Source organism: Rhodopirellula halodulae (genome assembly GCF_020966775.1).
GTDB lineage: Bacteria > Planctomycetota > Planctomycetia > Pirellulales > Pirellulaceae > Rhodopirellula > Rhodopirellula halodulae.
In genome coordinates this window covers 269875-293151 of record NZ_JAJKFV010000009.1, presented here as the reverse complement: position 1 = coordinate 293151, position 23277 = coordinate 269875, and the positions used below count along the sequence as shown (strand labels likewise).

Here is a 23277-nt window from a genome sequence, read left to right as displayed (position 1 = left end):
TCAATGACACATCGACGATCGTTGGCTTGCGTGTTGGCCCTCACCATTGGGACGGCCGCCGGACTGGCTACGAATGCATTTGCCCAGGAAACTTCCGGTACAACAACCGCAGCGACTGCCGAGGCGATGCCAGATCATGTCGTGGAACAGTTCGTTTACAAAACGATCGTCGATGAGATAAGCGGGAAGCAAACGGAGCTGTTCATCGATTGGACTCGTCCGGCGGATTGGAAAGCATCGGACTCTCGCCCCGCCGCCGTGTTCTTCCACGGTGGCGGATGGGTAGGCGGTAAACCGGGCCAGTTCGAAAAACACAGCGAAGAGCTGGCCGCGCGAGGCATGGTTTGCTTTCGCGTCAAATACCGCTTGCTCGACAAAAAGAACAAGCTGCCACCTGACACCTGTGTCGAGGACGCTTCCGATGCGTTTCGTACGGTTCGCGGCCGCGCGAAGGAATTCGGGATTGATCCCAACCGAATCGCAGCCGGCGGCGGTTCAGCCGGCGGTCACCTCGCCGCATTCCTGGGGATGATGGATGACGAAACCGTAAATGGTGTTTCTCGCAAACCCAACGCGTTGTTGCTGTTCAACCCGGTTTACAACAACGGCCCCGGTGGCTGGGGGACGGCACGCGTCGGCGATCAATTTCAGAAATATTCACCGGCTCACAACATCACCGCCGACGATCCGCCATCGATTGTATTTCTTGGAACGAAGGATCGTTTGATTCCAGTTTCCACCGGCGAAGCGTTTCGTGACGAATGCAAAGAGGCTGGACTGGCCAGCGAGCTGCATTTGTACGAAGGCCAGCCTCACGGTTTCTTCAACGCGAAGAAAGAAGCCGGCGGCGGAAAGATCTATCGCGACACGATGGAAAAGACGTTCGCGTTCTTGGAATCACGGGGCTGGATTGAGTGACTGGGGCGGAGTCACATTTCGCAGGCCGCGAGAGTCCAGACGGATTGGTCAACCAATCCAGGCCACCTCGCACGCCGCCCAGCGTTTGCACGCGTGACTTCGCTTTCTAGCGGCACGACGCGAGCCGTCCGATGCCGCTCGGATCACTCCTCGGGCTACGTGCTTGTGAGCCGAGTGAGAATCCGGTGACTTGTTGTCGGCCAGGAGTGGCCAACTTACGGCATCGAACCCAACTGGCTCACCAACTCATTTACCTGCGGGCTTGGCTCCTTCCTTTTCCACCTTGGCGGCTTCCGGTTTTCGGCTGGTGGCCTTTTCCTTCTCTTTCAGAGCCGGGTTCTTGATTGGCTTGGGGAGCTCTTTGCCTTCCGGGATGAACTTCATCGAGATGGAGTTCACACAGTGGCGAGTGTTCTTGGGCGTCAACCGTTCACCGTGAAAAACGTGCCCCAGGTGTCCGCCGCAATTCGCACAAACGATTTCGATTCGGTAGCCATCCGCATCACGCTGACGCTTCACCGCGTCCTTGATCTCGTCATCGAAGCTTGGCCATCCGCAATGGCTGATGAACTTGTCTTCCGCGCGATACAGCGGCGTGTTGCACCGTTTGCAGATGTAAGTGCCGGGATCCTTCGTCAACGTGTAGCCGCCATCCCCGGGTGGCTCCGTGCCCTTGTGCAAAATCACGTATTGCTCAGCTTCGTTTAGCTTGTTGAAAGGGCTCGAATCCATGTTCAGCTCGTAGCGACGGGGCTTGCGGGTGGAAGAAGTCGTCTTATTGACCGACGGAGTCTTGTCGGCGGTACTTTCCGAGGCGGTCGAGTCATCCGCATTCACCGTGCCGGTGGGTGCACCGCAACCGCAGAAGACGAATGCCATTCCTAAGGCGAACGTGATTCGGAGGAGCTGTTTGCCACCAAAGTGACTGAAGTCGCGCATCGTGAAGACCTTGCAGGTGAACGGAATGAATGACGGGCATCAACGCTTACGAAGCTAAAAACTCGCTCGTGAGCACGAGGACTCACTTCAAGCAAAGCAGCGAAGCGATTGGCAACGGGATCTGCGAAGGAATCGCCAACCGCCGCCGATTTCCGCCTATTTTACCGGATGGTAGTACGTCGCAAACCGGATTTTGGATCGACGGTGGATTCAGTTCGCGGCGTCAAAGGTTTCCGCGTCGTGGCGAGCTTCCATCGCCCCGCTGTAGATCTCGTGAGCGACCAAAACCACCATGCCGACCAAAAGCGGCAAAATATAATAGATCACGCGGAAAATCAGGACAGATGCCAACACAGGTTTCCCCACGGTGTCCTTGAGCAACGTCCACAAAATCAGCTCCAACACCCCCAAACCGCCGGGGACCTGCGTGATCAGCGATATCGTGATGCCGACCAAGTAAGCCGCCAGCACCGTCGGAAACGGAACCACCGCGTTGCCTGGCATGACGAGGTAGAGCGCCGTCGCGCTGATTGTCAAATCCACGATCGCCACCGAGGCTTGCGCCGTCGCCAAACCGAGGCTTGGTGGTCGCAAATGCAGTTTGCCGATCGGCCAAGGCTTCTGCCAAACCAGGCACACCACCGCGTAAAACACGACAATTGATAGCAGGATGGCTCCGAGCGTCCGGACACCGAAGGGCAGATCGAACTTGGCGGGCAACTCGATCGGATGAAGCACCAACACCACCCCGCCCAGAACGCAGACGCCTGACCAAAACGTCAGTGCCAGGACGCTCATCAACGCAACGATTTGCCGGTGGGTCAGACCCCAACGATGGTAGAAACGGTACCGGATCGGTGCGGCGGCAAGCAGCGTGCCAAGATTATTCCCGAGTGCGTAGCCCAGAAACGCAACCAACGACACTCGTTTCAAAGGCAGTGCCCGGCACACATATCGCAATGCCAAAATGTCGTAGCAAATTAGCAGGGCGTAATTCAACGCAACCAAAAACGTTGCGATCACCAAATAGGCGGGCGGAACACCGGTCAATCCGGCAACAAAGTCGTCCCAAGAAACCTTTTGAGCCTCACCAATCAACAGCCGCACGGCCAAGCCGAACAGCAGCAATGCCATCAACGGCCCGACAAGTTTGCGTGGATCGAATTTCACTCGGGGAGGCTTTCCTGGTTGCAGCCCGCCGATATTGACGGGAAATGCCGCGGCTCTAGTTGGCAGTGTGATTCACACGGACGGTGAATCACGAGCGTGCCAGAGCGACGATCAATTCCATCCCGTGTGAACCTTGGGAGGCGCGACGTGGCGGATGTCTTGTAGATTCAGACCCTCGAGACGTTTTTCCAACTCCTCGAGTTCTGCTTCCTGTTGCTGAGGCGTTTTGTCGTTGTCGCGGGCCTCTTCGTCAAGCTTACGTTGTTCGTCCGCAGAATTCTTTTGACGATCTTCGCTGGAATCGGCGGAGGATGCATCGTCGTATTGCGAACGACCTCGGATCCGGCGATCGGCGGTCTCAGGATCCGTTCGCGATTCCAAATCAGCCGCTCGGACTCCGCCAGGATCAAACACGCTGCCCACCCGTCCCGTTTCGCGAAGGGTGCGTTCCCATGCGCCACCGTACGCTGGGTAAGCATCCGATTCGCAATCGGCGCACAAACGGCAACCGGTCGACGGCATCACGATCGCAGCCAGCACAATCAGCGAAAAAACGGCGGAGGCGGTTCTTCGAGCGGACATGAGGATTGGGAGGTAAAAGGGGGGAGGTTGTGATGGATGGAACGTCGCCACGCAGTGCAATTGACTCCGTCGGTCGACTTTCCATGGTTTTGCGTCTCGACGTTTCTCATTGAACATGTGAGAACCGCGTGGGCACAAAACCCTCCACCATCCCTATCGGAATCCGCTGGGATTCGGGTGAGGCAATCTGGGGAGTTTTTGCCGATTATTTCGATCGTGCCGATTTTTCTGGCGGAAATTTGAAGAATTCGCTCAAGTTCGCTCTTCCGCGAGCCGGGGCAAATAAGTGACAAGGGCTCTACCGGGGAGCGTGGTGACCAGCAGGACGCCAAGCACCGAAGCTCTCGGGTCTCTTCTCTTCTCCGCTCACGCAGGATGCCAGCGATGACTCAACTTACTTTTGTGGCGACCGCCACCAGCGCCATTGGATTGCCTTTGATCGCCCTGATCATGCTGATGGTCAGCAAATTGTCCGTTGGGGACGCGGCCCGTCGTGCGGAGCGACGATTTTTGGCATTATTGGTTATCATGAGCGTCGTCACGGCTCGCACCGTGACCACGATCGAACCCACCTGGTTGATCCACACGGTGACCCTGGCCGTGATGATCATCGGATCCCTTTGGATCCCCGGGCAAAACCCGCCACAACCGTCCACGAATAAGCAAACCTCCCTCGCCGGTTCATGAACTCCACCACCGAATTGCCGTCCGACGCCATCGCCACCGTCCGAGTCATTCCCGGTGGCCCCGTCCGCGGTTCCATTCGGCCTCCCGGCAGCAAGAGCCTGACCAACCGAGCCCTGTTGATGGCCGCCTTCGGCCGGGGCACCAGCCAGCTCGATGGGGCTCTGGTTAGCGAAGACACCCACGTCATGACGGATTCGCTCCGTAAGATTGGCGTGCAAATCGAAACCGAAGATGCGGGCCGCACCCTGGTCGTGACTGGTCTGCAACAAGCGATCTCGCCCAGCGACCAAGCCACCGGGCATGATCTCTACATCGCCAACAGCGGAACGACGGTTCGATTTCTGACCGCCGCGCTGTCGGCACTCGGCGGGCACTACACGCTGCGTGGCGTCCCGCGGATGCACGAGCGACCGATCGGCGATCTAGTCCAAGCTCTCTCCCCCGTGGTCGACGGCAACATCGAGGCAGTCTCCGACGGCGGATGCCCTCCGGTTCACATTCATACCAATGGCTGGGCCAAGCAAGAGCTTTCCGTCGCGGGCAATGTCAGCAGCCAATACCTCAGCGGTTTGATGATGGCGGCTCCGCTTGCCAGCCGCCGCTCCGGGGCTCCCGTCTCCATTCGAGTCGTCGGCGAATTGGTCTCGCGTCCATACGCTGAGATGACTGCCGACGCGATGCAGGTCTTCGGAGCATCCGTGAACCTGATTTGGCCAGAGTCCTCCACCGGCGATTTGATTGTGCAGATCGATGGTGACTACGACGCGATCGGATGGAGCATTGAACCGGACGCTTCTGCCGCCAGCTACTTCTGGGCCGCGGCAGCGATCTCGGGCGGCGACGTCACCGTTCGCGGACTCAGCCGAGCCGCGACGCAAGGTGATGTCGCGTTCGTCGACGTGCTCCAGCAAATGGGCTGCCGGATCGAAGAGACCGACGATTCCATCCGAGTCGACGCCAGCGAATTGCCGGGCGGCAAGCTTCGCGGGATCGACGTGGACATGAATGCAATCAGCGACACAGTGCAAACCCTGTCAGTCGTTGCGCTGTTTGCGACCTCGCCCACACGAGTTCGCGGCGTGGCTCACAATCGATTCAAAGAGACCGATCGCATTGGTGATCTGGCTCGCGAATTGAGAAAGCTCGGTGCGACTATCCAAGAGCACGAGGACGGCATGACCATTCATCCGTTGGTCGATCCCGGCGTCAGCGCGGACTCGCCGGTGCGACTGGATACCTACCACGATCACCGCATGGCGATGAGCTTCTCGCTGGCGGGACTGCGCCTGGACGGGGTGCAAATCGAAAACCCCAGCTGCACCGGTAAGACTTACCCGAATTACTGGGCTGACCTCGAACAGCTCATCGGCCGCTCGCATCACTGGACCGCGGAATAGCGGTGGGAGAACAGGGATGGCTCTCTTGGTGACCTGCGATACTGGTGGCGACCGTATCCCAGAGACACTGCGCGAGCCACTCGCTCAAACGCCGTTCTTTTCCGACGTCTTGCATCCGCCGCAACCTCCCGCCAAACCACCCCGCCGCGACCGTCTGGAAATCCCGCGACTGGATCGCGAAGCGGGCTTCGCCGCACGTGCGATCGCCGAGGCCGTCGACTGCGACTTGATTGCAAACCCTTACCGAGCGGACTTGGTGGACGTTGGCCGATCCATTCATCACCGCAATCTTTTTCGGCCGGAGGTTCGCTGCCTGACCACCGCGACTCGCAAAGCGATCCTGGCCGCCGTGCGAACACCTTATCGAGACGCGATTCGCCGTCGCCTCAGCGAATTGTTACTGCGATTCCCCTACGTCGTGCATCTGTCGATCCGAACGTTCGCCGCTCGCACTAAATCCGGTGGCTGGCAACGAGGTGACGTGGGGCTGCTTTACGACCCCAGCCGCGGTGACGAGCTGGATTGGTGCCTGGACCTCTCGGACGAACTCTATTTCGCGATGCCAGATTTGAAGGTCCGTCGCAATCATCCCGGTCGCGGGACCAACGACTCGCTGACCAAAGCCATGCGAAAGCACTTTTCTGACGTTCATTACCTGGGCATCGAAGTCGTGCTGAACCGAGCCTGGGTGGCTCGTCCGGTTCGCAAGCGACGCGAAGTCTTGCGGACGATCGGCAACGCCATTCGCGAAGTCACCCCGGAAGCAACACCGCAGGCCGCCTGACGTCAACGCTGCGTCCCTCCGCAATCGAGGGCATGTTGATTCGATCAGCGAAGCTGTGCCGCCGCGACCTTTTCAATTGCATCGGTCGTTCGTATGCACAAAAAAATTTGCTAGCACGCACGAGTGCAATGCCGAATGACTCGATAGGCATCCGCATGAAGCGATCGACGGTGCCCTTTCATGGACGAAGCTGGACCTTTTCCTTTTCCCCAGCCTTCGAGTCCTCTCCATGCGAAATCTCACGCTCGGCACGATCATCGTGGTCGGTGGCTTGCTAGCCGCCATTCCTTTCCGCCGCGACGCCGTTCACCCTGAGGCTTCTGATCCCAACGCGTTGGCCACCGGCCCAACGTCGGCATCCTTTGGGTTTGCAACGGCCGATCAAACCGATCTCCCCTGGCAACAAGCCGCTTCGCAGTCACCACACGCACCCACGACGGCCCAAACCGCGTCCGGCGGATGGCCCGAACACATGCAGCCCGACCCGATGGCGGAAGGGACCGCCGCGCCATCACGCTCGCAAGCATTTGCACAACCATCGGCATCGACGATCCCCAGCCACCAAGCCGCCCGGCCACGTCGCGACACTCGCTTGCCCCTGACGTACGACGATTTGGCCGTCCCACTGAGTAACCCGCATTTCCCTGACCAGCGTTTCAATGCACTCGCTGGATCGACCAGCAATCCAATGCAGCCGTCCGCCTCACCCCAGATCGGCATGGCGGAAGCTCGCGTGAACGGCCCGGGAACCAGCCCAGCCAATCGGCCAGCACCCGGCACCTCGCAACTCGGCATGACCGAGCGTGAACTCTCGGCCAACGAGTTCGCCCGTCGCGTCGAAAACCAGATCGCTCGCGAAGACGTCACGCCGGCGAAACTGACCAGCTCGACGCATTCGGGACCAAGCACGAGCAGTCAGCCTCGACAGCAAGTCTTGCGACCTCCCACGGTGGACCTGCATCGGCAAGCGGAACAAGCAACCGCTCCTCGCAGCTTCCGATTCCCGGAGGTCGCCATGCCCGAGATGCCTCCCGCGCCCAGTGTCATGGAACGACAACGCCACTGGATCCGGCAACCGGACTAATCAAGCAACCGGTAGCTAGCAGCTGTCACACCGCGGGCGATCACGCGTCCACAACGACGCCATCAAAACGTAGTCATCACACTCCGTGTGATGATCCCCACCCCGCCGCCACCCAAAACCAAGTCTCGCCACACCGCGCGAGACAACTCCCTTTCCCGATTTCACGCGAAACTGCTTTCCCAATTTCACAGGAAACACCCCGTGCAGAAACGCCCGCTCGAAGTCAAGGCCGGTTTCTTATGAAACCAGTCTTGTTTCGCGAGCTTTGTTTCACCTAGTTTCCCGACTGTCCGAGACACACCTCGGACGGCCAACAAATGGAATTGTTGGCAAGGAGATTCATCCGTATTGGACACTCGGAACGTGGCGAAGATCTTGTCTGTCGTGAACCAAAAAGGAGGCGTTGGGAAGACCACCACATCGGTCAACCTCTCGGCTGCTTTGGCCATGGCTGGCAAGAAGACTTTGTTGGTCGACATCGACCCGCAATGCAATGCCACCTCCGCTCTGGGACAGTCCCCCGCGGCTCATCATGGTTTACTTGGAACCGAAACCCTTTCGGATTCCATCGTTCAAACCGACGTGCAGCACTTGGGTCTGCTTCCCGGAAGTCGTTCCTTTCACGATGCCGACGCATTGGCAGAAACCGGCGATCGCTCGACCGCCCGCGTCCGCCAACACCTCGACGGCGTGATGGAGCAATACGAGTACATCTTGATCGACTGCCCGCCCAGTGCGGGTGCCATGACGGAAACGGCGTTGACCGCCAGCACCGAAGTGTTGATTCCGATCCAGTGCGAGTACTTCGCAATGGTCGGCGTTACTCAGTTGATTGGCACGATCAAGAAAGTCATCACCGCCACCGATGGACGTCTGACCTTCGGCGGCATCCTGTTGACCATGTACGACGAATCTTTGGAACTGACTCGCGAAGTCGATGAAGAGGTCCGTGACTTCTTTGGCGACATTGTTTTTGAAAGTGTCGTGCCTCGGGATGTCGCACTGTGCGAAGCCCCCAGCCACGGCCAAACCGTTTTCCAGTACGCCCCGCGAAGTCGCGGCGCGTTCGCTTATACCCAACTGTGCATGGAGGTACTGCAACGTGACTAACGCGACAACCAATCGAACTGCCGCCGGAAAAGCCCCTGCTGGCAAGGATCGTCGTCTCGGAAAAGGACTGGCGGCTTTGCTGGGCGAACCCATGGATGACGTGGTGCCACCGGGCGAAGAGAACCAACCGTCGCAATCAGGAATCCAGGCACTCGAACTGCCCATCGATTCCATCGAAGCCAACCCATTCCAGCCACGACGCGAATTCAACCCGGACGAAATCGCATCGCTGGCGGAATCGATCAAGAACCATCAACAACTGCAGCCCGTGCTGGTTCGCATCGTTGACGGTCGCTACCAACTGATCAGCGGCGAACGTCGTTTGCGAGCGACCATCCACGCCGGATTGAAAACGATCCGCGCCGAGGTCCGCGAAGCCGACGATCGCTTGGTGGCTGAACTGGCCATCATCGAGAACTTGCAACGCAAGGACCTGAACGCGATTGAAAAAGCGATGTCGTTCAAACGCTACATCGATGAGCACAAATGCAAGCAGGACGACTTGGCCCGTCGATTGAGCATCGATCGCAGCACGATCGCCAACTTGATGCGTTTGCTGGAACTGCCTCAGCCAATCGTTGAGATGGTGACCAGCGGCGAATTGACCGCGGGTCACGCTCGTGCGTTGTTGCCAATCGGTGAAGTGGAAGTCCAAGTCACCACGGCTCAGAAGATCATCAGCGAAGGATGGAGCGTCCGCAAAACAGAAACCGGCGTGGCAGAATTGTTGCGAGCTGAAGAAGACAGCGACACCGGATTGAAAGTCACCAACGTCTCGCGTCAGAAACGCAAGCCTGTGCCTCCGCACATCGAAGCGATGCAACAGGAGATGCGAATGCTCTTCGGCACCAAGGTCGAGATCAAAGCATCCGCACGCAGCCGCGGAAAGATCACCATCCACTTCAGCGACGCGGATGAATTCGAACGCATCCGCGATCTGCTCGGCAGCGTCAACCGTCCGCAACTTCGCGTTGCTGGCTGATCGCCGAACCGAAGTAATCAAAGATTTACCTGCAGCCAGGCTTGCGAGACCCGTTCTCGTGAGTCTGGCTTTTTTGGTGCGCTATGCAAGGTTGATCTGAATAGAGGTTGCTTCGGAAAGTAGTCGGCCAAGAGTGGCCAACCTACAGCCCCAAACCGTAGGTTGGCCACTCCTGGCCGACCTCCCACCCAACACCCCGGTTACGAGCTCCCCACCAACACACCCCGCCTTCACTCAATGGCGAACCACAGGAGGGGGCCGCTCATTCCGGCCAGGATAACGGTTCCGCCGCGAGAGGGAAGTTATTTCATCCGTGCGAGCGAAAAGACGTCTTGGGACTACGGAGCCGCTGGCCTGGCGTCTAAAATGAGGTGCCCCGGAATCGGCGAATTTCGCCGAGAGACCGGAGGCTCCTGACCTCTCCGGACCTGTTGATGTCCAGCCTGATTGAAACGATCGAAGTCGACGCGGCACTTGCTCAACGACTGGCAGAAATGCCAGCCGATTCCCAGACACTCACGCTCTCACTGGACGCACTCGCATCGGGTGGCTCCGCCGCGGGCGTGCTGCAACATCCCAGTTGGGCTGACTCGCCGCATGTGACCAGCCCGATCGTCGGCTCATCATCACCCGATGCGAATCCAAACCAAGACAACCTGGACCTGGCACAAACCATCGCGGCTGGCAGCACGGCTGAATCAGGCGATTCGCCGACGGGCGTCAACCTCCTCGACGGAAGCACCGTTGAGAGCCAAGAAGTGATGAAGCAAGCGTTGGCCCGTTGCGAAGGATTCCTTCCGGCTCGTCGCGTTGCGATGCTGAAAGCCGACGCCCCCAAGGCAGACTGCGAATCCCAGAAAGACGTCGAGTATCGTTTGATCGGCACCTTGGGCAGCGGCGGAACGGGTGTCGTCTACCAAGCTCACCAGCGGGCGATCGACCGAGAGGTCGCCATCAAAGTCTTGCGACGAGAGCTCGCCACCGATGCGTCATCGCGAGGCCGCTTCTTGACCGAGGCACGTGTCATTGGTGCGCTCGACCATCCGAACGTCATCGCCCTGCACGATCTGTGCATGGACGATGAAGGCCAACTTTTCTACTCCATGAAGCGAGTCGATGGCGCGAGCTGGGACCAGCAAATCGACACACTTTCTTTGGAGAAAAACCTCAACATCCTTCTCCGTGTTGCCGATGCTATTCGTTACGCGCATTCGCGAGACCTCGTTCATCGCGATTTAAAGCCCGAGAACGTCATGCTCGGTCGCTTCGGCGAAGTCTTGGTTGCTGACTGGGGATTGGCACTTAGCAAGTCATCGCTTTCTCCCACGATGGAATCCAATTCGGATTCTCACCACGCGATTGGCGGCACGCCGGCCTACATGGCACCGGAACTCGCCGCGGGCGATCTGACGGGAATCACCTACGCCACCGACATCTATCTGTTGGGTGCGATCTTGTTCCGAATCGTGACGGGTTTCCCGCCACACCACGGCAAAAGCTTGCTGGCGTGCATCCGCGCGGCGGCCAACAACGTCATCGAACAAGTCCCCGATCATCTTAGCGACACGGAGTTCGAGCTGATCCAGATCGCGTCCAAAGCCATGGCGACGGATCCGATGGACCGATACGCTTCGGTCGAGGAGTTGATCGAAGCCATCGAGGGTCACCGTTCACACGAAGCCAGCGACCGGCTGGTGCGACGAGCCAAACGGCGACTGGCCGAAATTCACGACTTGGAAACACCTGAATCGGAGTCAGCCGATGCCGGCTCCGGTGAACCGACTGGCAAACGAGCCGATCGATACGAACGCTTTGCCGCTGTCGATGCGCTGCTGAGGGAAGCGATCGAAATCTGGCCGGAAAACCGCCGAGCCATCGACACGCTTCGAAGCACCCAGCTCGAGTTCGCTCGCACGGCAACCGCCAACGGTGATTTGGACCTGGCGTTGATCCTGTACGAATCTGCGGGGCAATCCAATTCGGAAGCCGCGGCACGAGTCCGCAAGCAGCTTGAACGCCGTGAGAAGGTGCGGGAAAGTCAAGCCAAGTACTCCACCCTGTTCACCCATTCGCCCGACGCGGGGATGTTGATCCGATGGTCGGACGGGAAGGTGATGGAAGCCAACGCGGCGTGTTTGGAACTGTTGGGTTACGAGAAAAACGAGATGGTGGGGCAAAAGATGTCCACGCTGTCCATTTGGGCGTGCCCCAAGAGTCGTGAAACCTTCGTGGACCAATTGGCTCGCGAAGGACAGATCGACAACTTCGAAACTCAGTTCGTGCCCAAGCAGGCTCAACTCGACGAGCCGAACTGCGACCAAACCAAGGCACCGCCGGGATTGATCGACGTGCTGATCAGCTCTCGAACGGTGCAGCTCAGCGGCGAAGAAATGCTGCTTTCGACCGTGCGAGACATCTCGGCCCGAAAAGCGGCCGAACGGGAGCTGGAATATTCTCGCCGACGCTTGCGAGACCTTCAGCGTTTGGCGGGGTTAGGTAGTTGGTCGTTCACCTTGCAATCACAAGCGATCCATTGGTCCGAAGAAGCCTTTCGTGTGACGGGACGCGACTCCAAACGCGGGGCGCCTGACTACAACGAATTTGTTGGGTCGATCCATCCTGAAGACCGCGAAAAACTGCAGGTGGCCATCGAACGTAGTGTGACTCAAGGAACGTCTTTCCAGCTTCGGTTTCGCTATCGTGACGACCAAGGCAGGTACCGCAAGTTATTCACTCGCGGTAATCCCGTGTTCGACGCCGGTGACAACGTGGTCGAGATTTACGGCATCCTTCATCCCATCGCCGCCGGCGGTGGATGATCGCGTCGTTTCACGTTAGCCGCCGTCAATTCATTCATCCCTCGACTCCATCAGTGCCCTGACCTCACCGACCGCTTCCACCGTTTTGCGATACACGCAGTCCGACCCCGACGTGCGGTTGATGCTGCGCGTCAAGGACGATGATGCGGGTGCGTTCGAAGAACTGGTGCGACGCTACCAAGCCCGACTGGTTCGGCTGATGCAACACCTGGCACCCAAAAGCGATCTGGCGGAGGACTTGGCCCAAGAAACGTTCATGCGTGTTTATCGCGCTCGTCATAGCTACACACCGGGTGCCAAGTTTTCGACTTGGTTGTTCACGATTGCTGGCAATGTGGCTCGCAATTCCAAACGCACCGTTTCGCGTCGTCATGAAACCAGCGAAGTCGACGCACCGCGAAACCCGGACGAGTCCAGCGACGCACCCTTTCTGTCGGTCAGCGCGGTCGACAACAGCGGTTTGATGCCGACGCGACAAGTCGAAGGCGACGAACGTGCGGCCATCGTCCGATCCGCGGTCGCCTCCTTGAATGAGCGTCAACGCATGGCATTGATCCTGTCTCGGTTCGAAAATATGAGCTACGTGGAAATCGCCGAAACGATGGATCTGACAACGAAAGCGGTCAAGTCCTTGCTGAGCCGAGCGCGCGTCAGCCTGAAAGACGCTTTGACACCTTACATCGAATCCGGACAACTCGGCGGCAGCATCGACCCCGCCACGTCCCTGCCATCCATTGCCGCCGAATCGAACACTTCCGCCGACTCAGGGGAGGAACACCATGAGTGAATCCAAATCGTCCCCCGAGTCACTACGCAACGATTCCATCACCCCGTCGGAAAACGGGACTCAACATGGTAATGACGACAAGACCGTCTCCATGACCATTCCGAACAAGACTCCAAACGGCGTGCCCCCAAACAGCACCGTCGGGCGATCGTCATCGCCTGATGATGCGATCGATCCCGACGACGAATTGCTGGTGGCTTATCTCGATGGCGAGGTGTCCGGCCGCGAACGCGAATTGCTGGAAGATCGCTTGGTCGCGGAAGAACCTCTGCGGCTACGACTGCAGGCGTTGCAACGTGGATGGGACATGCTGGACGAATTGCCGACGCCCGTTGTCGATGAACGATCCGTTCAAACCACGCTGGAAATGGTGGTCGCGGACCTGACCCGAGCTTCCCAGGGAATCGAACCGGTTGGCGAAAGATCAGCCGCGGTGGACGACGATTCTGCCAAATCACCAATGAGCAAATGGACGAAGCGGTGGATTGCCGTCGCCGGTTTCGCATTGGTTGCGTCGCTGATCGCCGCCTTCACCTGGCAAAACATTTCGTATCGTCAAGAAATCGCGGATCTGCCAATCGCGATCGATCACCAAGCCTATTCCAGCACGGACGATTTGGAACTGATTCGCGACCTTGCCAAATCGCCGCGTTGGTATGCCTTGGCCAACCATTCCGCGAACAAGGAACTGGAACACTTGGTTGATGAACTGGGCGGCACAGAAGAACTGGTCCAAGCCATCGCGGAACTCGACGACGACCAACGTTCCACGGCGTATCGACGTTGGGACACGTTCCAAAACATGACCGATCGCGCCAAAGACATCACCCGCGAACGAGCCAAACGCGTTGCGACATCACCCGACGCTGACGAATTGTTGCAGACGATGCGAGCCTATTCGCGATGGAAAGAACAACTCAGCCGCGACACGTTGGCAGCCATCGAAAATGAAACCGGCGTGGCTCGTGAAATTGCAATTCAAGACGGCGTTCATGAAACGATGAACGTGATCGGTCGTCTGACCGCGAAAGGACTCAGCGATGAATCGGTCGAGCGAATCGCCTTCACGATGCAGCAAATCGTGCAACAACGTATCGCGGACAAAGAACCCGCCGCATTGCGAATGATGGAAGGCTTCAAAGAACACGGCGGCAAAGACGAGGACCGCAAATGGGCCTACCACTTCATCGCACACACCATCATTTCGGATGCATCACGATGGAGACGATCGAGTCGCGGCAAAAAGCGTGGTCCCGAATCACCGCCGCTGACCCTATCGGAACTGCATCAAATCGAAACGATGTTGCCCGAAGGCGACTTGGAACTGCTGCGAACGGTTTCGACGGACACCTGGTTCCGCTCGATGGTGCTTCGTGACTGGGTCGAAGAATCGTTGCGACGTCGCGGTCGCCCGGATTCCGAAATGAAAACGCTGCAGGAGGCCTACCAGGAAACTTCAGCCGACGAACGCGAATTGCTGGACTTGCTTCCCCCGGAAGAAACTCGCGACCAGCTACTCCGACCCTAAAAAGTTTAGCGGCGTCCCCAGCCTTCCCCAGTACGTCCGGTTCCACCGAACACCCGCCCTACCGTAGGTCCGGTTCCACCGAACACCCGCTCTCCAGTAGGTCCGGTTCCACCGGACGCCCGCCAACACCCGCAACCACCCCACCTCCGCCGTGAAACACGACACCGGGAATTTCTTTCCGGCTTGATTCTTTTCACTCAAGTTTGTTAACCCGAAAGCCGACATCTGGCCGGCTGCCCAATCTTCGCATCCGGCTCCGCAAATCTCGACCTCCCCCCGAGGTCCCGGAACGCTGGTATGTGCATGAACGGCAACACGATTGCAAACCCCAACATTCGTCGCAAACATCCGTGGCTGGCGGTTTGTCTTGCCACAACGATTTTGCTCGGCACCGGCGTCTGCGATGTCGCCTTCTTGTCAAACACTCCCACCACGCTGGCGGACGACGAAGCGTCGAAGTCGAAGTTCTTTCCGTTTCCAATTCGGTTCGGAATGAAGCCGACTCAGCCCAAGCCATCCGCGAATTCCAACAAGCAAACCGAGGCCGCATCATCGAAATCCACCGAGACTCCGAAGGACTCCGACCCCCGAAAAATCGCGGTCAAGCGAGACAGTGGTTCCAGCAAAATCCAGCAGGTGCAACATATCCGATCTGCATCTGCGCGAACCAAGCTGCCCGACGACGGTCGCGTCGTGGTCCCCGGAACCAACGGACTGCCTCAGTTTGAAACGCCCGGCGAAGTCACCAGCGTGGAAGTGTTTGACGCCAACGGGAACCCGATCAGTGGCGAATTGGCCGAAGGCGAATACTACTATGGCGCCCAACCTGCCCCGGTCCACGTCGGACAACCGCTGCCCAAGACACTGACCATGCCCGGCCAATCCTCGGGCGTTCCCTTTCAGAGCGATGCACCGCAAGCGACCATCGCGACCGGCGAGATGATAAGCGAACCATGGATCGACGAATCGGGCGAAGTGATTTGGCCCGATGCGAACACCGCCGAACAAGGGCATCCCGGTGCAAGCGTTTTGGTCGATGGGATGCATCAAGGTTCATCCGGCTGTGACGAATGCGGTGGTGGATGTGTCGGCGTTTGTGACCGACGCATTGACGCGCGCGTCCGGGTGCTGGCTCATGCCCTTTCCGATCCACTTCACGACCTGTGGATTCGAGCTGATTTCATGCAGCTTTGGATCGATGGTCAAACGGCTCCTTCATTGGTGACCACCGGACGCGCCGGCACAGCCCGCGACGTCGCTGGTCAAATCGGCCAGCTTGGTACACAAACTCTCTATGGCGGTTTGATTGATGACGAGAGCCGAGCGGCGGGGCGTTTTGAAATTGGACGTTATCTCGGCGATACCGGATTGTCTGTTTCCGGTTCGATCCTGTTTGCTGAGGATGTGTCCAATCGTTTCTACGCCGACGGCACGCAGTACTCCATCCTGGCACGTCCATTTGTCGATGTGACTCCCGGTGGTGCCAACAACGGCGAAGCCGCCGACGTGATCCAATTTGAAAACGAAATGCGAGGCAACGTTTCGGTTGATTCTTTGACTGAATTTGGCGGTGCCGACGCTTTGATCCGTGCTCTGTTGATCAATCACGGCGACCGTCAGATGGAATCGTTTGTGGGCTACCGTTATCTACAACTGGATGACCAATTGACCATTCACGACGAGCGACGAGCGCTGCTGGATGGCGGTGGTTTCCAAGCCGGGACCTTGCTGGAGCAGACCGATCGGTTCGCCGTGGACAACCGCTTTCATGGAGCCACCATGGGCATCCGATCATCGACGTCCAACGGCATTTGGTCGCTTAACACGCAAGTCCAACTAGGCCTGGGAGTGACACGTAGCAACGTGACGGCATCTGGGTTTTCGTTACGGAGCGAGCCACAGGCGGGCGGCGGGGTCGTGACCAGTCAATCCGACACGGGGTTGCTGGTCCGGTCCACCAATTCCGGCTCTCGTGACTACAACGAATTGGCGGTGGCTCCCGAGATTCATCTGTCTCTGACCCGGCACCTGTGGAACAACTGGGACCTCAGCATCGGTTACCAGTTCCTCTATCTCAGCCGGGTGTTGCGAGCCGCGGAACAGATCGATCCCTTGTTGAATCAAAGCGATTTAACGATCGGCGGTTTCACCGGCAGCCGTCGCCCCGACCCCACCGCCGTGTACAACGATTTGCTGGCTCACGGGATCACGTTTGGCGTTTACCACCCATTCTGAGTCCCTTGAATCCGCGTCTGGGACGGGGCCAAATTCGGCAAAATGGATGCACGTGGACCGGGCGAAAAAATTCCTCCGCGAACCTGGATGAAACCGCCTGACTCCTCTTTAGCAACAACGCACTGCGTGCTAAACTTCCCGCTCAGTCGCACCCACTACCCCGTGGTGTAATTGGCAACACTACTGATTTTGGTTCAGTCATTCTAGGTTCGAGTCCTAGCGGGGTAGCTCTTGACTTCAAAAAACGCCGTGTTTTATAGGGTTTCTAAAACCCCATAACTACGGAGTTATCTACGGTGCAGCTCAAACTGACGCAGTACAAGCAAGGTCCAAGGACCTATTGGGCCTGCCAATATCGCGAGAACGGTAAGCCGAAACGGAAGTACTTCGGCAACGTCAAGACGACGAGCAAGGGCCTCGCACGCGAACGGTTCAACGCCTGGTTAGACGGTGAGACACCAGTCGATCCGAACAAGTCATTGGTCGTTGGCGAGGTCATAGAGAAGTACCTCGAATTCTTCAAGCAGCACCGCGACCCTCGGAACTACACAGGCCGGAAACGGCACCTTGGGTTCGTCATCCGACACATCACTCGTCCGCCGTTGGACGGTGCCGGAGAACCGCTCGCGAATCTCTTTGCTGAGTTACTGACGGATGCACACGCTCGTCAGTTCATCGAGGCACGTTCCAAAGAGACGACGCAAAGCGGTCTCGATGAGAACATCAAGGCTTTGAAAGCATGTTGGAATTGGGCAGCGAACCCGTACCACATCTCACCTCGCGGTGATGCAGGGGGAGGTATCTTCCCGGTCGAGCACAGGCCACTCGCGAACCTCAAGAGGATGCGACCTCCGGAGGTTCTGGATGTTCAAAAAGAGTTGCTCTCGCAGGAAGATATCCAATTGCTTGACGCAGCAGCGGGGAAACTGACACGGTCAGCAGACATGCAGGGCTATCTTCGGTTCCTCGCTTTGACAGGGTGTCGTCCAGGAGAGGCAGCCGCAGCGAAGAAAGAGGATTACGACGGGACGGCTATCGTGCTCGCCAAACACAAGACAGCGTACTGCAAGGCTGCTCCAAGGGTCATCACACTGTCCGGCAGAGCAAAAGAGATCGTCGAGAGCAAGCCGGATGGCCTGTTGTTTGGTTGTGAGTCGGTCCCGTACTTCGCGGGTCTACTTCGTGACATTCGCCACGACGAGAATCTTACTCTTTACGGGTTCCGACACACGTACATCACCAATCGTATTTTGGCGGGTGACCCGTTACCGATGGTCGCAGAGCATTGCGGGACATCGGTCGCGATGATAACCAAGACGTACTTCCATGCCACACGGCAGGCTATGCAGGCTCAGGCACAGAGGGCGGCGGCTGATCTCGATTCGATGTACGAATAGGCGGCGATGGCGGATTCGGATCTACGAAAGTTTCGGCTTTGACACGCTTGCCGTTTTCATCGATGAACCAGACATCTCCTTGGGCTGAGACTACGCAACACATAGCGACTCCAGGTGTTTGTTCAACGCTGAAACTGGATATCGGTATTGGCGTGAGATTCTCAGTGCCGGTAGGTCCCCGCGTCGGGCCATTCGTTCGATCGTGGAGGGCTTCATTCGCAACTTGGTCGCAACCTCGTCGGTCGTCAAAAATTCGTCGTTCATTGTTCTTCCTCTGTGAATAGGGATTGGATTCGGGTTACCAGTTCGTCCACGCGGTCGTCGCTTTCCGGCGACCCATCGTGGAAAATATCGATCACTACCGAAGTGATGGCTTGAGCCATTTGAAGCAGTTGGTTCTTGTCCATCAGCTGACCGCGTTTTTCGGCGGCTGCATCGGCTGACTTGCTGATCTTACTGAGGGCGTCGATCAACTTCGCGGCGAGCGAAGTGTTGTTCTCTGCAACGGCTTGCTCAATCAGGAAGCGTGTCAATGACACGTCATCGTCGCTCACTGGTCCCGCTGGCATCTCGGCAAGCCGACGCTGGGCGTCGGCTTCTGCCAGCTTGTAGGTTGATGCTGTACTCATTACGCGAGTCCCAAAATTTCTCGTCCGCCTTCACTCTGACGGATCTCACGGTAGCGTTTGGGTGACATGGTCGTCACGTCGACCGAATTCAAATCCTCGAAAAGGTTGTCGTGGTCGCCACTATCTCGCATCTGTTGAATGGCTTCGGCGGGGCTGCCGTCTGACGGGGCGAGTTCTGCAATATGATGAGGGCTCACGGCTCCCTGCCTGATCGCTTCCAGGTGGATGTCCCGCTTCCGAACTTCGTGGGTCAATGAGCGGAGTTGGTTTCTCATCTCAGAGATGATTTCGTCTTTGGTTTTGGGGTCCATGATTAGGCTCCGGTTGAGGGTAAATAGTCGTTGAGGTAAGTGGGGCGTCGTCCATGCTCGTCCTTTTCCCAAGGACGAGTGACTTTGAACGGGGCGGCTTTCAATTCGCGAATCAATTTCGCATCGCTTATTTCTTGATCCGACCAATCGGTGTACAGGTTTTTCACTTGGTTGATTGGAGTTCGTTCGCCGGGGGCAGGATCAAAACAATCCGCGATGAACGAGCGGACTGGCATGGAGTCGCGAGCCAAGTCTTCGGCTGCCTCTTTCCAGGAATCGGGAATGGCGAATCGCCAATCGTTTTCTTTCAGGTCCTTGAGCCCTTCGAGGGCCCAAAGCAAGATGCCGGGCAATTCATTCCTGAGTTTCTTGCTGAGCTGAATATCCTCCCGACCGAAAAACGATTCGCGGAATTGAATCAGCAGTTGTCTGGCTTGGAGGGCCGACGAGTCATCACGTAGGGCGAGACGCTCGTTGCTCGACATCCAGATGACCGCGTCGAGTTTCTCACTCAGTGGTGCCTTGTTCTTTCGGTTGATTGGAATTGCGTCGCCTCCGGTCCATGCCTTGATTCGTTGAACAGCCTTGGCAAGATTTTTGTCGCTCATCGTCGCTTCGGGAACGAGCACGAGTCTCTTACCCGGCGTCTCTTGCAAGCCGAAGTCAGAAGCGAAGTCTCGGAAGTCGATTGACACCACGGCGTCAGTGCCCCCGCAGAGCATCATCAAGATTTCGAAAACGACCTTCTTTCCGCATCTGGTTGGGCCAACATGCATGAAATACTTCTCTAGCGACTCGATCGGGAACGCCACGTACGCAATCGCCTGTCGCAGGAATCGCATCTCGTCATCCGTCAGCTTCAGACTCGCGAGAAAGGCTTCCCATACTGGGGCTGTCGCTTCCGGGTCCCATTCACAATCGATGATGGATCGCGTGAATAGTTGCGGGGAGTGAGGCGTCACCGCGTCTCTGTCACCGTCGATGTACTTCCGCACGTTGAGATCAACGTTGGCGAGTCGACGAATGTCGTCGGCTGAGTTGGTACTGTGCCCAATCATCTGCTGACCGTTGCGGGGCAGTTCAGGGACAATTGATCGAAGCGAGTCGATGACATTCGCTGACAGTGACTTGCTTGTTTTCTTGGCTGGCTTCACGGCGGCCGGTGTTGCTCTGATCGAGTCGACCGACTTGCCGTCGCCGATGCTGGCTACCGTCGCCGCCTCGGATTGCCTCCGGAGGAAGTCATCATTGAATTCCTTCTGGCAACGTGCGGTTGCCATCGAAGAGAGCTTGGCTGGCGTTGGTTGAGTCCATTTCTCTCCCTCGCGGAACCAAAGCTCATCATCAACGATGACGATGCCGGGGACGTAGTCGACTGTCAGTGACTGCTTCCATTCTGTTGCGATGCGGTTGGGGTCGTCGACCGCTTGGGCGATGCCACGCACTTGCGGTGGCGTATCGCCCATGAATTCAGCGAATGATTGTCCCCAGGCCGTCTCCAAGTCGCGAAAATGCTTGTTCGCACACTGATCACCGAAACAGTTAAAACCCAACTTGTTTTCGCGGACCGTAATCCCCGGCACAGTTGAGTCGGATGAGTGATTCGCGTGGTTGAGAGGGCAGCGGGGCAAGTTTACAACCAAGCCATCGCGAAACGTGTCGATCGTGCCGGGGTAGCCGTGTGAGGCTGTCCATGCTTTAACGTTGCGGGCCAAAGGATAGTTCGGCTCGCCGCTGTCAGCAGAGTCAGGACTAACGGTTTCAAGTTCACTACCGTGTTCATCCAGAAAAGCCTCCATCGTTTCGATTGGCAGCAGTTCGTCACTACCCGTCGTAATGATTTCACATTGTCGATATGGCTCAGCCTTCTGGTTCAGGAAGCCCGGCAGACGCAAAATCCTCGGTAGATCACTCACTTTCGTGTCAAACTTGACTCCATCTACGGGACAGAGACGGTTCATCAGCTCAATGAATGGTTTTGTGGACAGTTCCACGGGCCAATCAACATTCCACATCAAGTGGTAGCCGTTGCCGGAATCGACAACCCGCGGTTCCGGAAAGCCAGCCGCAGTAAGTTTTTCGATTGCTAGCGTGATTTGCTTGTGTGCGAGACCACGCTGCTCTTCAGTCGCGGCCACGTCTTTTGGACGCTCAGGGTCTGAGTCGAGGACAACTCTCGTTCGCCGTACGATATCAGGGGCTTTGGGGCTCTCGCCCTGATAGTCAGCTCTGGTTTCATTGAGGCAGGCATAAATGCTGTATCCATCTTCCTGCCAATCTAGAGCGGCTGCCCTCAGTTGTTCGGGTGTGGTCACCCGTTTGGTCTGGGTGAGATTCTTCCCAGGCTTTCTTGGGTTGGGCTTTATGCCTCGTAGGTAGGACGGACTTTCAGCCGTCGGTGTATCAAATGACATATCACTCTCTGCTCACTCTCGACGATAGATAGAAGAGGCGACCCTGCCGGAGAGTGAGAGAACGGCAGGGTCGCAGCAATCGCTACTGCAATTGCGTTGTTTTGGCGGGCAGTCACACAGTCACGCTTTTTTGCAGGTTGAAACTCAACTCGTAATATGTGTGCTTTCAGAGGGTCTTTTAGGTCTATTTTCTATTTTGAAAAGTAAACTTAAAAAACGTGTGACTGTGTGACTGCCCCGTAATTTACGGTGTTTTCTTGCGTGACTGCTGCCGTGACTGGCCTCGCAGTCACGTGACTGACTGCTCGATTTTCGATGTCAGATGAGGCTGACAAGAGCAGTCACAGTTTTTTGGGGTGTCAGACACGGTTCAGTCACGTTTTCGCGTGACTGCCGACGCTGCATGCGAAGACCGCTCAAAGCAGATCCACGATGCTCTACTAAGAAAGACAAGGATTTCATCCGGTTCGCTACCACAAAACCGAAAAAACATCGAAAAAGCTGATCAACGCCGGTCTACGTAGGTCATAGACGCGTGCCAAATCGATTTGCTACCAAGAAACCGGAAAAACCACCAAAAAGGCGTTCAACGCCGGAGGACGCTTCAGTATCCGAAAATCGCAGTCATAATGCGGTCAACAATCCCCTATAAAGGAAGACGTAAAATTCTGAAAGTTGCATACCACAAAATTTGAAAATCCACCGGAATCTCCAAAATAGCCGACTGAATCTATAGATAACTGCAGCCAATCTCCCTTTGTTAGATTTTGCACAGCCGCACTTAACGAAGGTCGTCCCAATAGAGCCCCTGTCCGCCTCGCCAGCAGCGGAAAACGACCTCAACGTGAGAAATGCCGAGCGATTTCGCAACGTCTCTGGAGCTGCCGTGGAGCCTCACAGAACCATCTGGTGACACGTGTGCGAGAGGACCGCCAGCACGATTCAATAAGCAATCTTCGCCGCTCCAGGCCCTGATTTGACGCATTCGAGCGCGTGCAAACGTCATGGTGTCCTTCTCCTGCCAATCAGCCTTTTTCAGATGCCAACGGGTGCAGGGTTCTGGCATCGTGTCATGCTGGCATAGCCACGCGGTGAGCCGGTTTCGAAATTGGTGTCGGCAATTCCAATGGTTGGCTGGATCTCCGATCCCAACGAAGATGGGCAGTCCATCTTCGCGGACCCATTCCCAACTTTTCATATGTGTTCTCCAATTAAAAAACGGGGGCCGGAACAACTCGCTCCGACCCCCGTCCGCTCGGCAGCTATAAGTATTCGTCCATCGGGTCGGGAATCGCGTCCAGCAGACGCTGGACGCTCGACGACGGAAGCCGGAACGTACCGTCATCGTCCGCCCTCAATTCCATCATTGCGATGTCGAGTGTGCTGAGCGTCGGCTCAAGAGTGATGTCGCCGGTGACGCCGTCCGAGAGTGCGGTACAGAGGGCGGATTCGAGCTGGTCAATGAGTGTCATGGTTTCGGTCTCCGGTGTGAGCTGGGTGATGA

The 23277-nt window shown here is 57.2% G+C and carries 20 protein-coding genes and 1 tRNA gene; 13 read left to right on the top strand and 8 right to left on the bottom strand.

Features of this window, described 5'->3' with window-relative positions; all coding sequences use genetic code 11:
* Window positions 1-3: 3 nt before the first annotated feature.
* Window positions 4-918 carry an alpha/beta hydrolase gene (locus tag LOC70_RS07400; protein WP_230252922.1) on the top strand — a complete coding sequence of 305 codons (915 nt, stop codon included), beginning with the start codon at window positions 4-6 and terminating at the stop codon, window positions 916-918.
* A gap of 246 nt (window positions 919-1164) precedes the next feature.
* On the opposite strand, the gene LOC70_RS07395 is transcribed toward LOC70_RS07400, so the two are convergent.
* The 3 genes from LOC70_RS07395 to LOC70_RS07385 all read right to left on the bottom strand — a co-directional run bounded on the left by LOC70_RS07395 (window position 1165) and on the right by LOC70_RS07385 (window position 3609).
* The gene (locus LOC70_RS07395; protein ID WP_230252921.1) at window positions 1165-1857 is read right to left on the bottom strand and encodes a methionine-R-sulfoxide reductase; all 693 of its coding nucleotides are present in this window, start codon (window positions 1855-1857) and stop codon (window positions 1165-1167) included.
* 210 nt (window positions 1858-2067) lie between these two features.
* Window positions 2068-3027 (bottom strand): UPF0104 family protein, encoded by a 960-nt coding sequence (locus LOC70_RS07390; protein WP_230252919.1) that lies wholly within the window; start codon window positions 3025-3027, stop codon window positions 2068-2070.
* A gap of 111 nt (window positions 3028-3138) precedes the next feature.
* Complete coding sequence (locus tag LOC70_RS07385; RefSeq protein WP_230252918.1) at window positions 3139-3609, bottom strand: hypothetical protein; 471 nt, start codon at window positions 3607-3609, stop codon at window positions 3139-3141.
* Between the two features lie 384 nt (window positions 3610-3993).
* Here LOC70_RS07385 and LOC70_RS07380 point away from each other — a divergent pair, with 384 nt between their 5' ends.
* From LOC70_RS07380 to LOC70_RS07325, 12 genes are all read left to right on the top strand, one after another.
* Window positions 3994-4296, top strand: a complete 303-nt coding sequence (locus LOC70_RS07380) for a hypothetical protein (protein WP_230252917.1) — start codon at window positions 3994-3996, stop codon at window positions 4294-4296.
* Window positions 4293-5693, top strand: a complete 1401-nt coding sequence (aroA, locus tag LOC70_RS07375) for a 3-phosphoshikimate 1-carboxyvinyltransferase (protein WP_230252915.1) — start codon at window positions 4293-4295, stop codon at window positions 5691-5693. The genes LOC70_RS07380 and aroA overlap by 4 nt, the downstream gene beginning before the upstream one ends.
* A 16-nt stretch (window positions 5694-5709) precedes the next feature.
* Window positions 5710-6477, top strand: a complete 768-nt coding sequence (locus LOC70_RS07370) for an N-formylglutamate amidohydrolase (RefSeq protein ID WP_255715675.1) — start codon at window positions 5710-5712, stop codon at window positions 6475-6477.
* Window positions 6478-6706: 229 nt separating this feature from the next.
* Entirely contained in the window at window positions 6707-7561 is an 855-nt protein-coding gene (locus tag LOC70_RS07365) for a hypothetical protein (RefSeq protein ID WP_230252903.1), read from the top strand.
* A 363-nt stretch (window positions 7562-7924) separates the two neighbouring features.
* Window positions 7925-8671 (top strand): ParA family protein, encoded by a 747-nt coding sequence (locus tag LOC70_RS07360; RefSeq protein WP_230252997.1) that lies wholly within the window; start codon window positions 7925-7927, stop codon window positions 8669-8671.
* Complete coding sequence (locus LOC70_RS07355; RefSeq protein ID WP_230252902.1) at window positions 8664-9653, top strand: ParB/RepB/Spo0J family partition protein; 990 nt, start codon at window positions 8664-8666, stop codon at window positions 9651-9653. The genes LOC70_RS07360 and LOC70_RS07355 overlap by 8 nt, the downstream gene beginning before the upstream one ends.
* 434 nt (window positions 9654-10087) lie before the next feature.
* Window positions 10088-12472, top strand: coding sequence for a protein kinase domain-containing protein (locus LOC70_RS07350; RefSeq protein WP_230252901.1), 2385 nt, complete (start codon window positions 10088-10090; stop codon window positions 12470-12472).
* An 85-nt stretch (window positions 12473-12557) separates the two neighbouring features.
* Window positions 12558-13259, top strand: coding sequence for an RNA polymerase sigma factor (locus LOC70_RS07345; protein WP_306796755.1), 702 nt, complete (start codon window positions 12558-12560; stop codon window positions 13257-13259).
* The gene (locus LOC70_RS07340; RefSeq protein ID WP_230252899.1) at window positions 13252-14787 is read left to right on the top strand and encodes an anti-sigma factor; all 1536 of its coding nucleotides are present in this window, start codon (window positions 13252-13254) and stop codon (window positions 14785-14787) included. Before LOC70_RS07345 ends, LOC70_RS07340 begins: the two co-directional genes overlap by 8 nt.
* Window positions 14788-15090: 303 nt before the next feature.
* Window positions 15091-17022: a BBP7 family outer membrane beta-barrel protein gene (locus tag LOC70_RS07335; protein WP_230252898.1), complete on the top strand. Its 1932-nt coding sequence runs from the start codon at window positions 15091-15093 to the stop codon at window positions 17020-17022.
* A 156-nt stretch (window positions 17023-17178) separates the two neighbouring features.
* A tRNA-Gln gene (locus LOC70_RS07330) sits at window positions 17179-17250 on the top strand.
* A 68-nt stretch (window positions 17251-17318) separates the two neighbouring features.
* Entirely contained in the window at window positions 17319-18419 is a 1101-nt protein-coding gene (locus LOC70_RS07325) for a tyrosine-type recombinase/integrase (RefSeq protein WP_230252896.1), read from the top strand.
* A 90-nt stretch (window positions 18420-18509) separates the two neighbouring features.
* On the opposite strand, the gene LOC70_RS24605 is transcribed toward LOC70_RS07325, so the two are convergent.
* The 5 genes from LOC70_RS24605 to LOC70_RS07305 form a co-directional block, all read right to left on the bottom strand.
* Entirely contained in the window at window positions 18510-18683 is a 174-nt protein-coding gene (locus LOC70_RS24605; RefSeq protein ID WP_390889009.1) for a helix-turn-helix domain-containing protein, read from the bottom strand.
* Complete coding sequence (locus LOC70_RS07320; RefSeq protein ID WP_230252894.1) at window positions 18680-19048, bottom strand: hypothetical protein; 369 nt, start codon at window positions 19046-19048, stop codon at window positions 18680-18682. Before LOC70_RS07320 ends, LOC70_RS24605 begins: the two co-directional genes overlap by 4 nt.
* Window positions 19048-19245 carry a hypothetical protein gene (locus LOC70_RS07315; protein WP_230252892.1) on the bottom strand — a complete coding sequence of 66 codons (198 nt, stop codon included), beginning with the start codon at window positions 19243-19245 and terminating at the stop codon, window positions 19048-19050. Before LOC70_RS07315 ends, LOC70_RS07320 begins: the two co-directional genes overlap by 1 nt.
* A 116-nt stretch (window positions 19246-19361) precedes the next feature.
* A complete protein-coding gene (locus LOC70_RS24445) occupies window positions 19362-21275 on the bottom strand; it encodes a DNA primase family protein (RefSeq protein WP_230252891.1) in 1914 nt (637 codons plus the stop codon).
* A gap of 1760 nt (window positions 21276-23035) precedes the next feature.
* Window positions 23036-23245: a hypothetical protein gene (locus tag LOC70_RS07305; protein ID WP_230252890.1), complete on the bottom strand. Its 210-nt coding sequence runs from the start codon at window positions 23243-23245 to the stop codon at window positions 23036-23038.
* Window positions 23246-23277 lie beyond the last annotated feature (32 nt).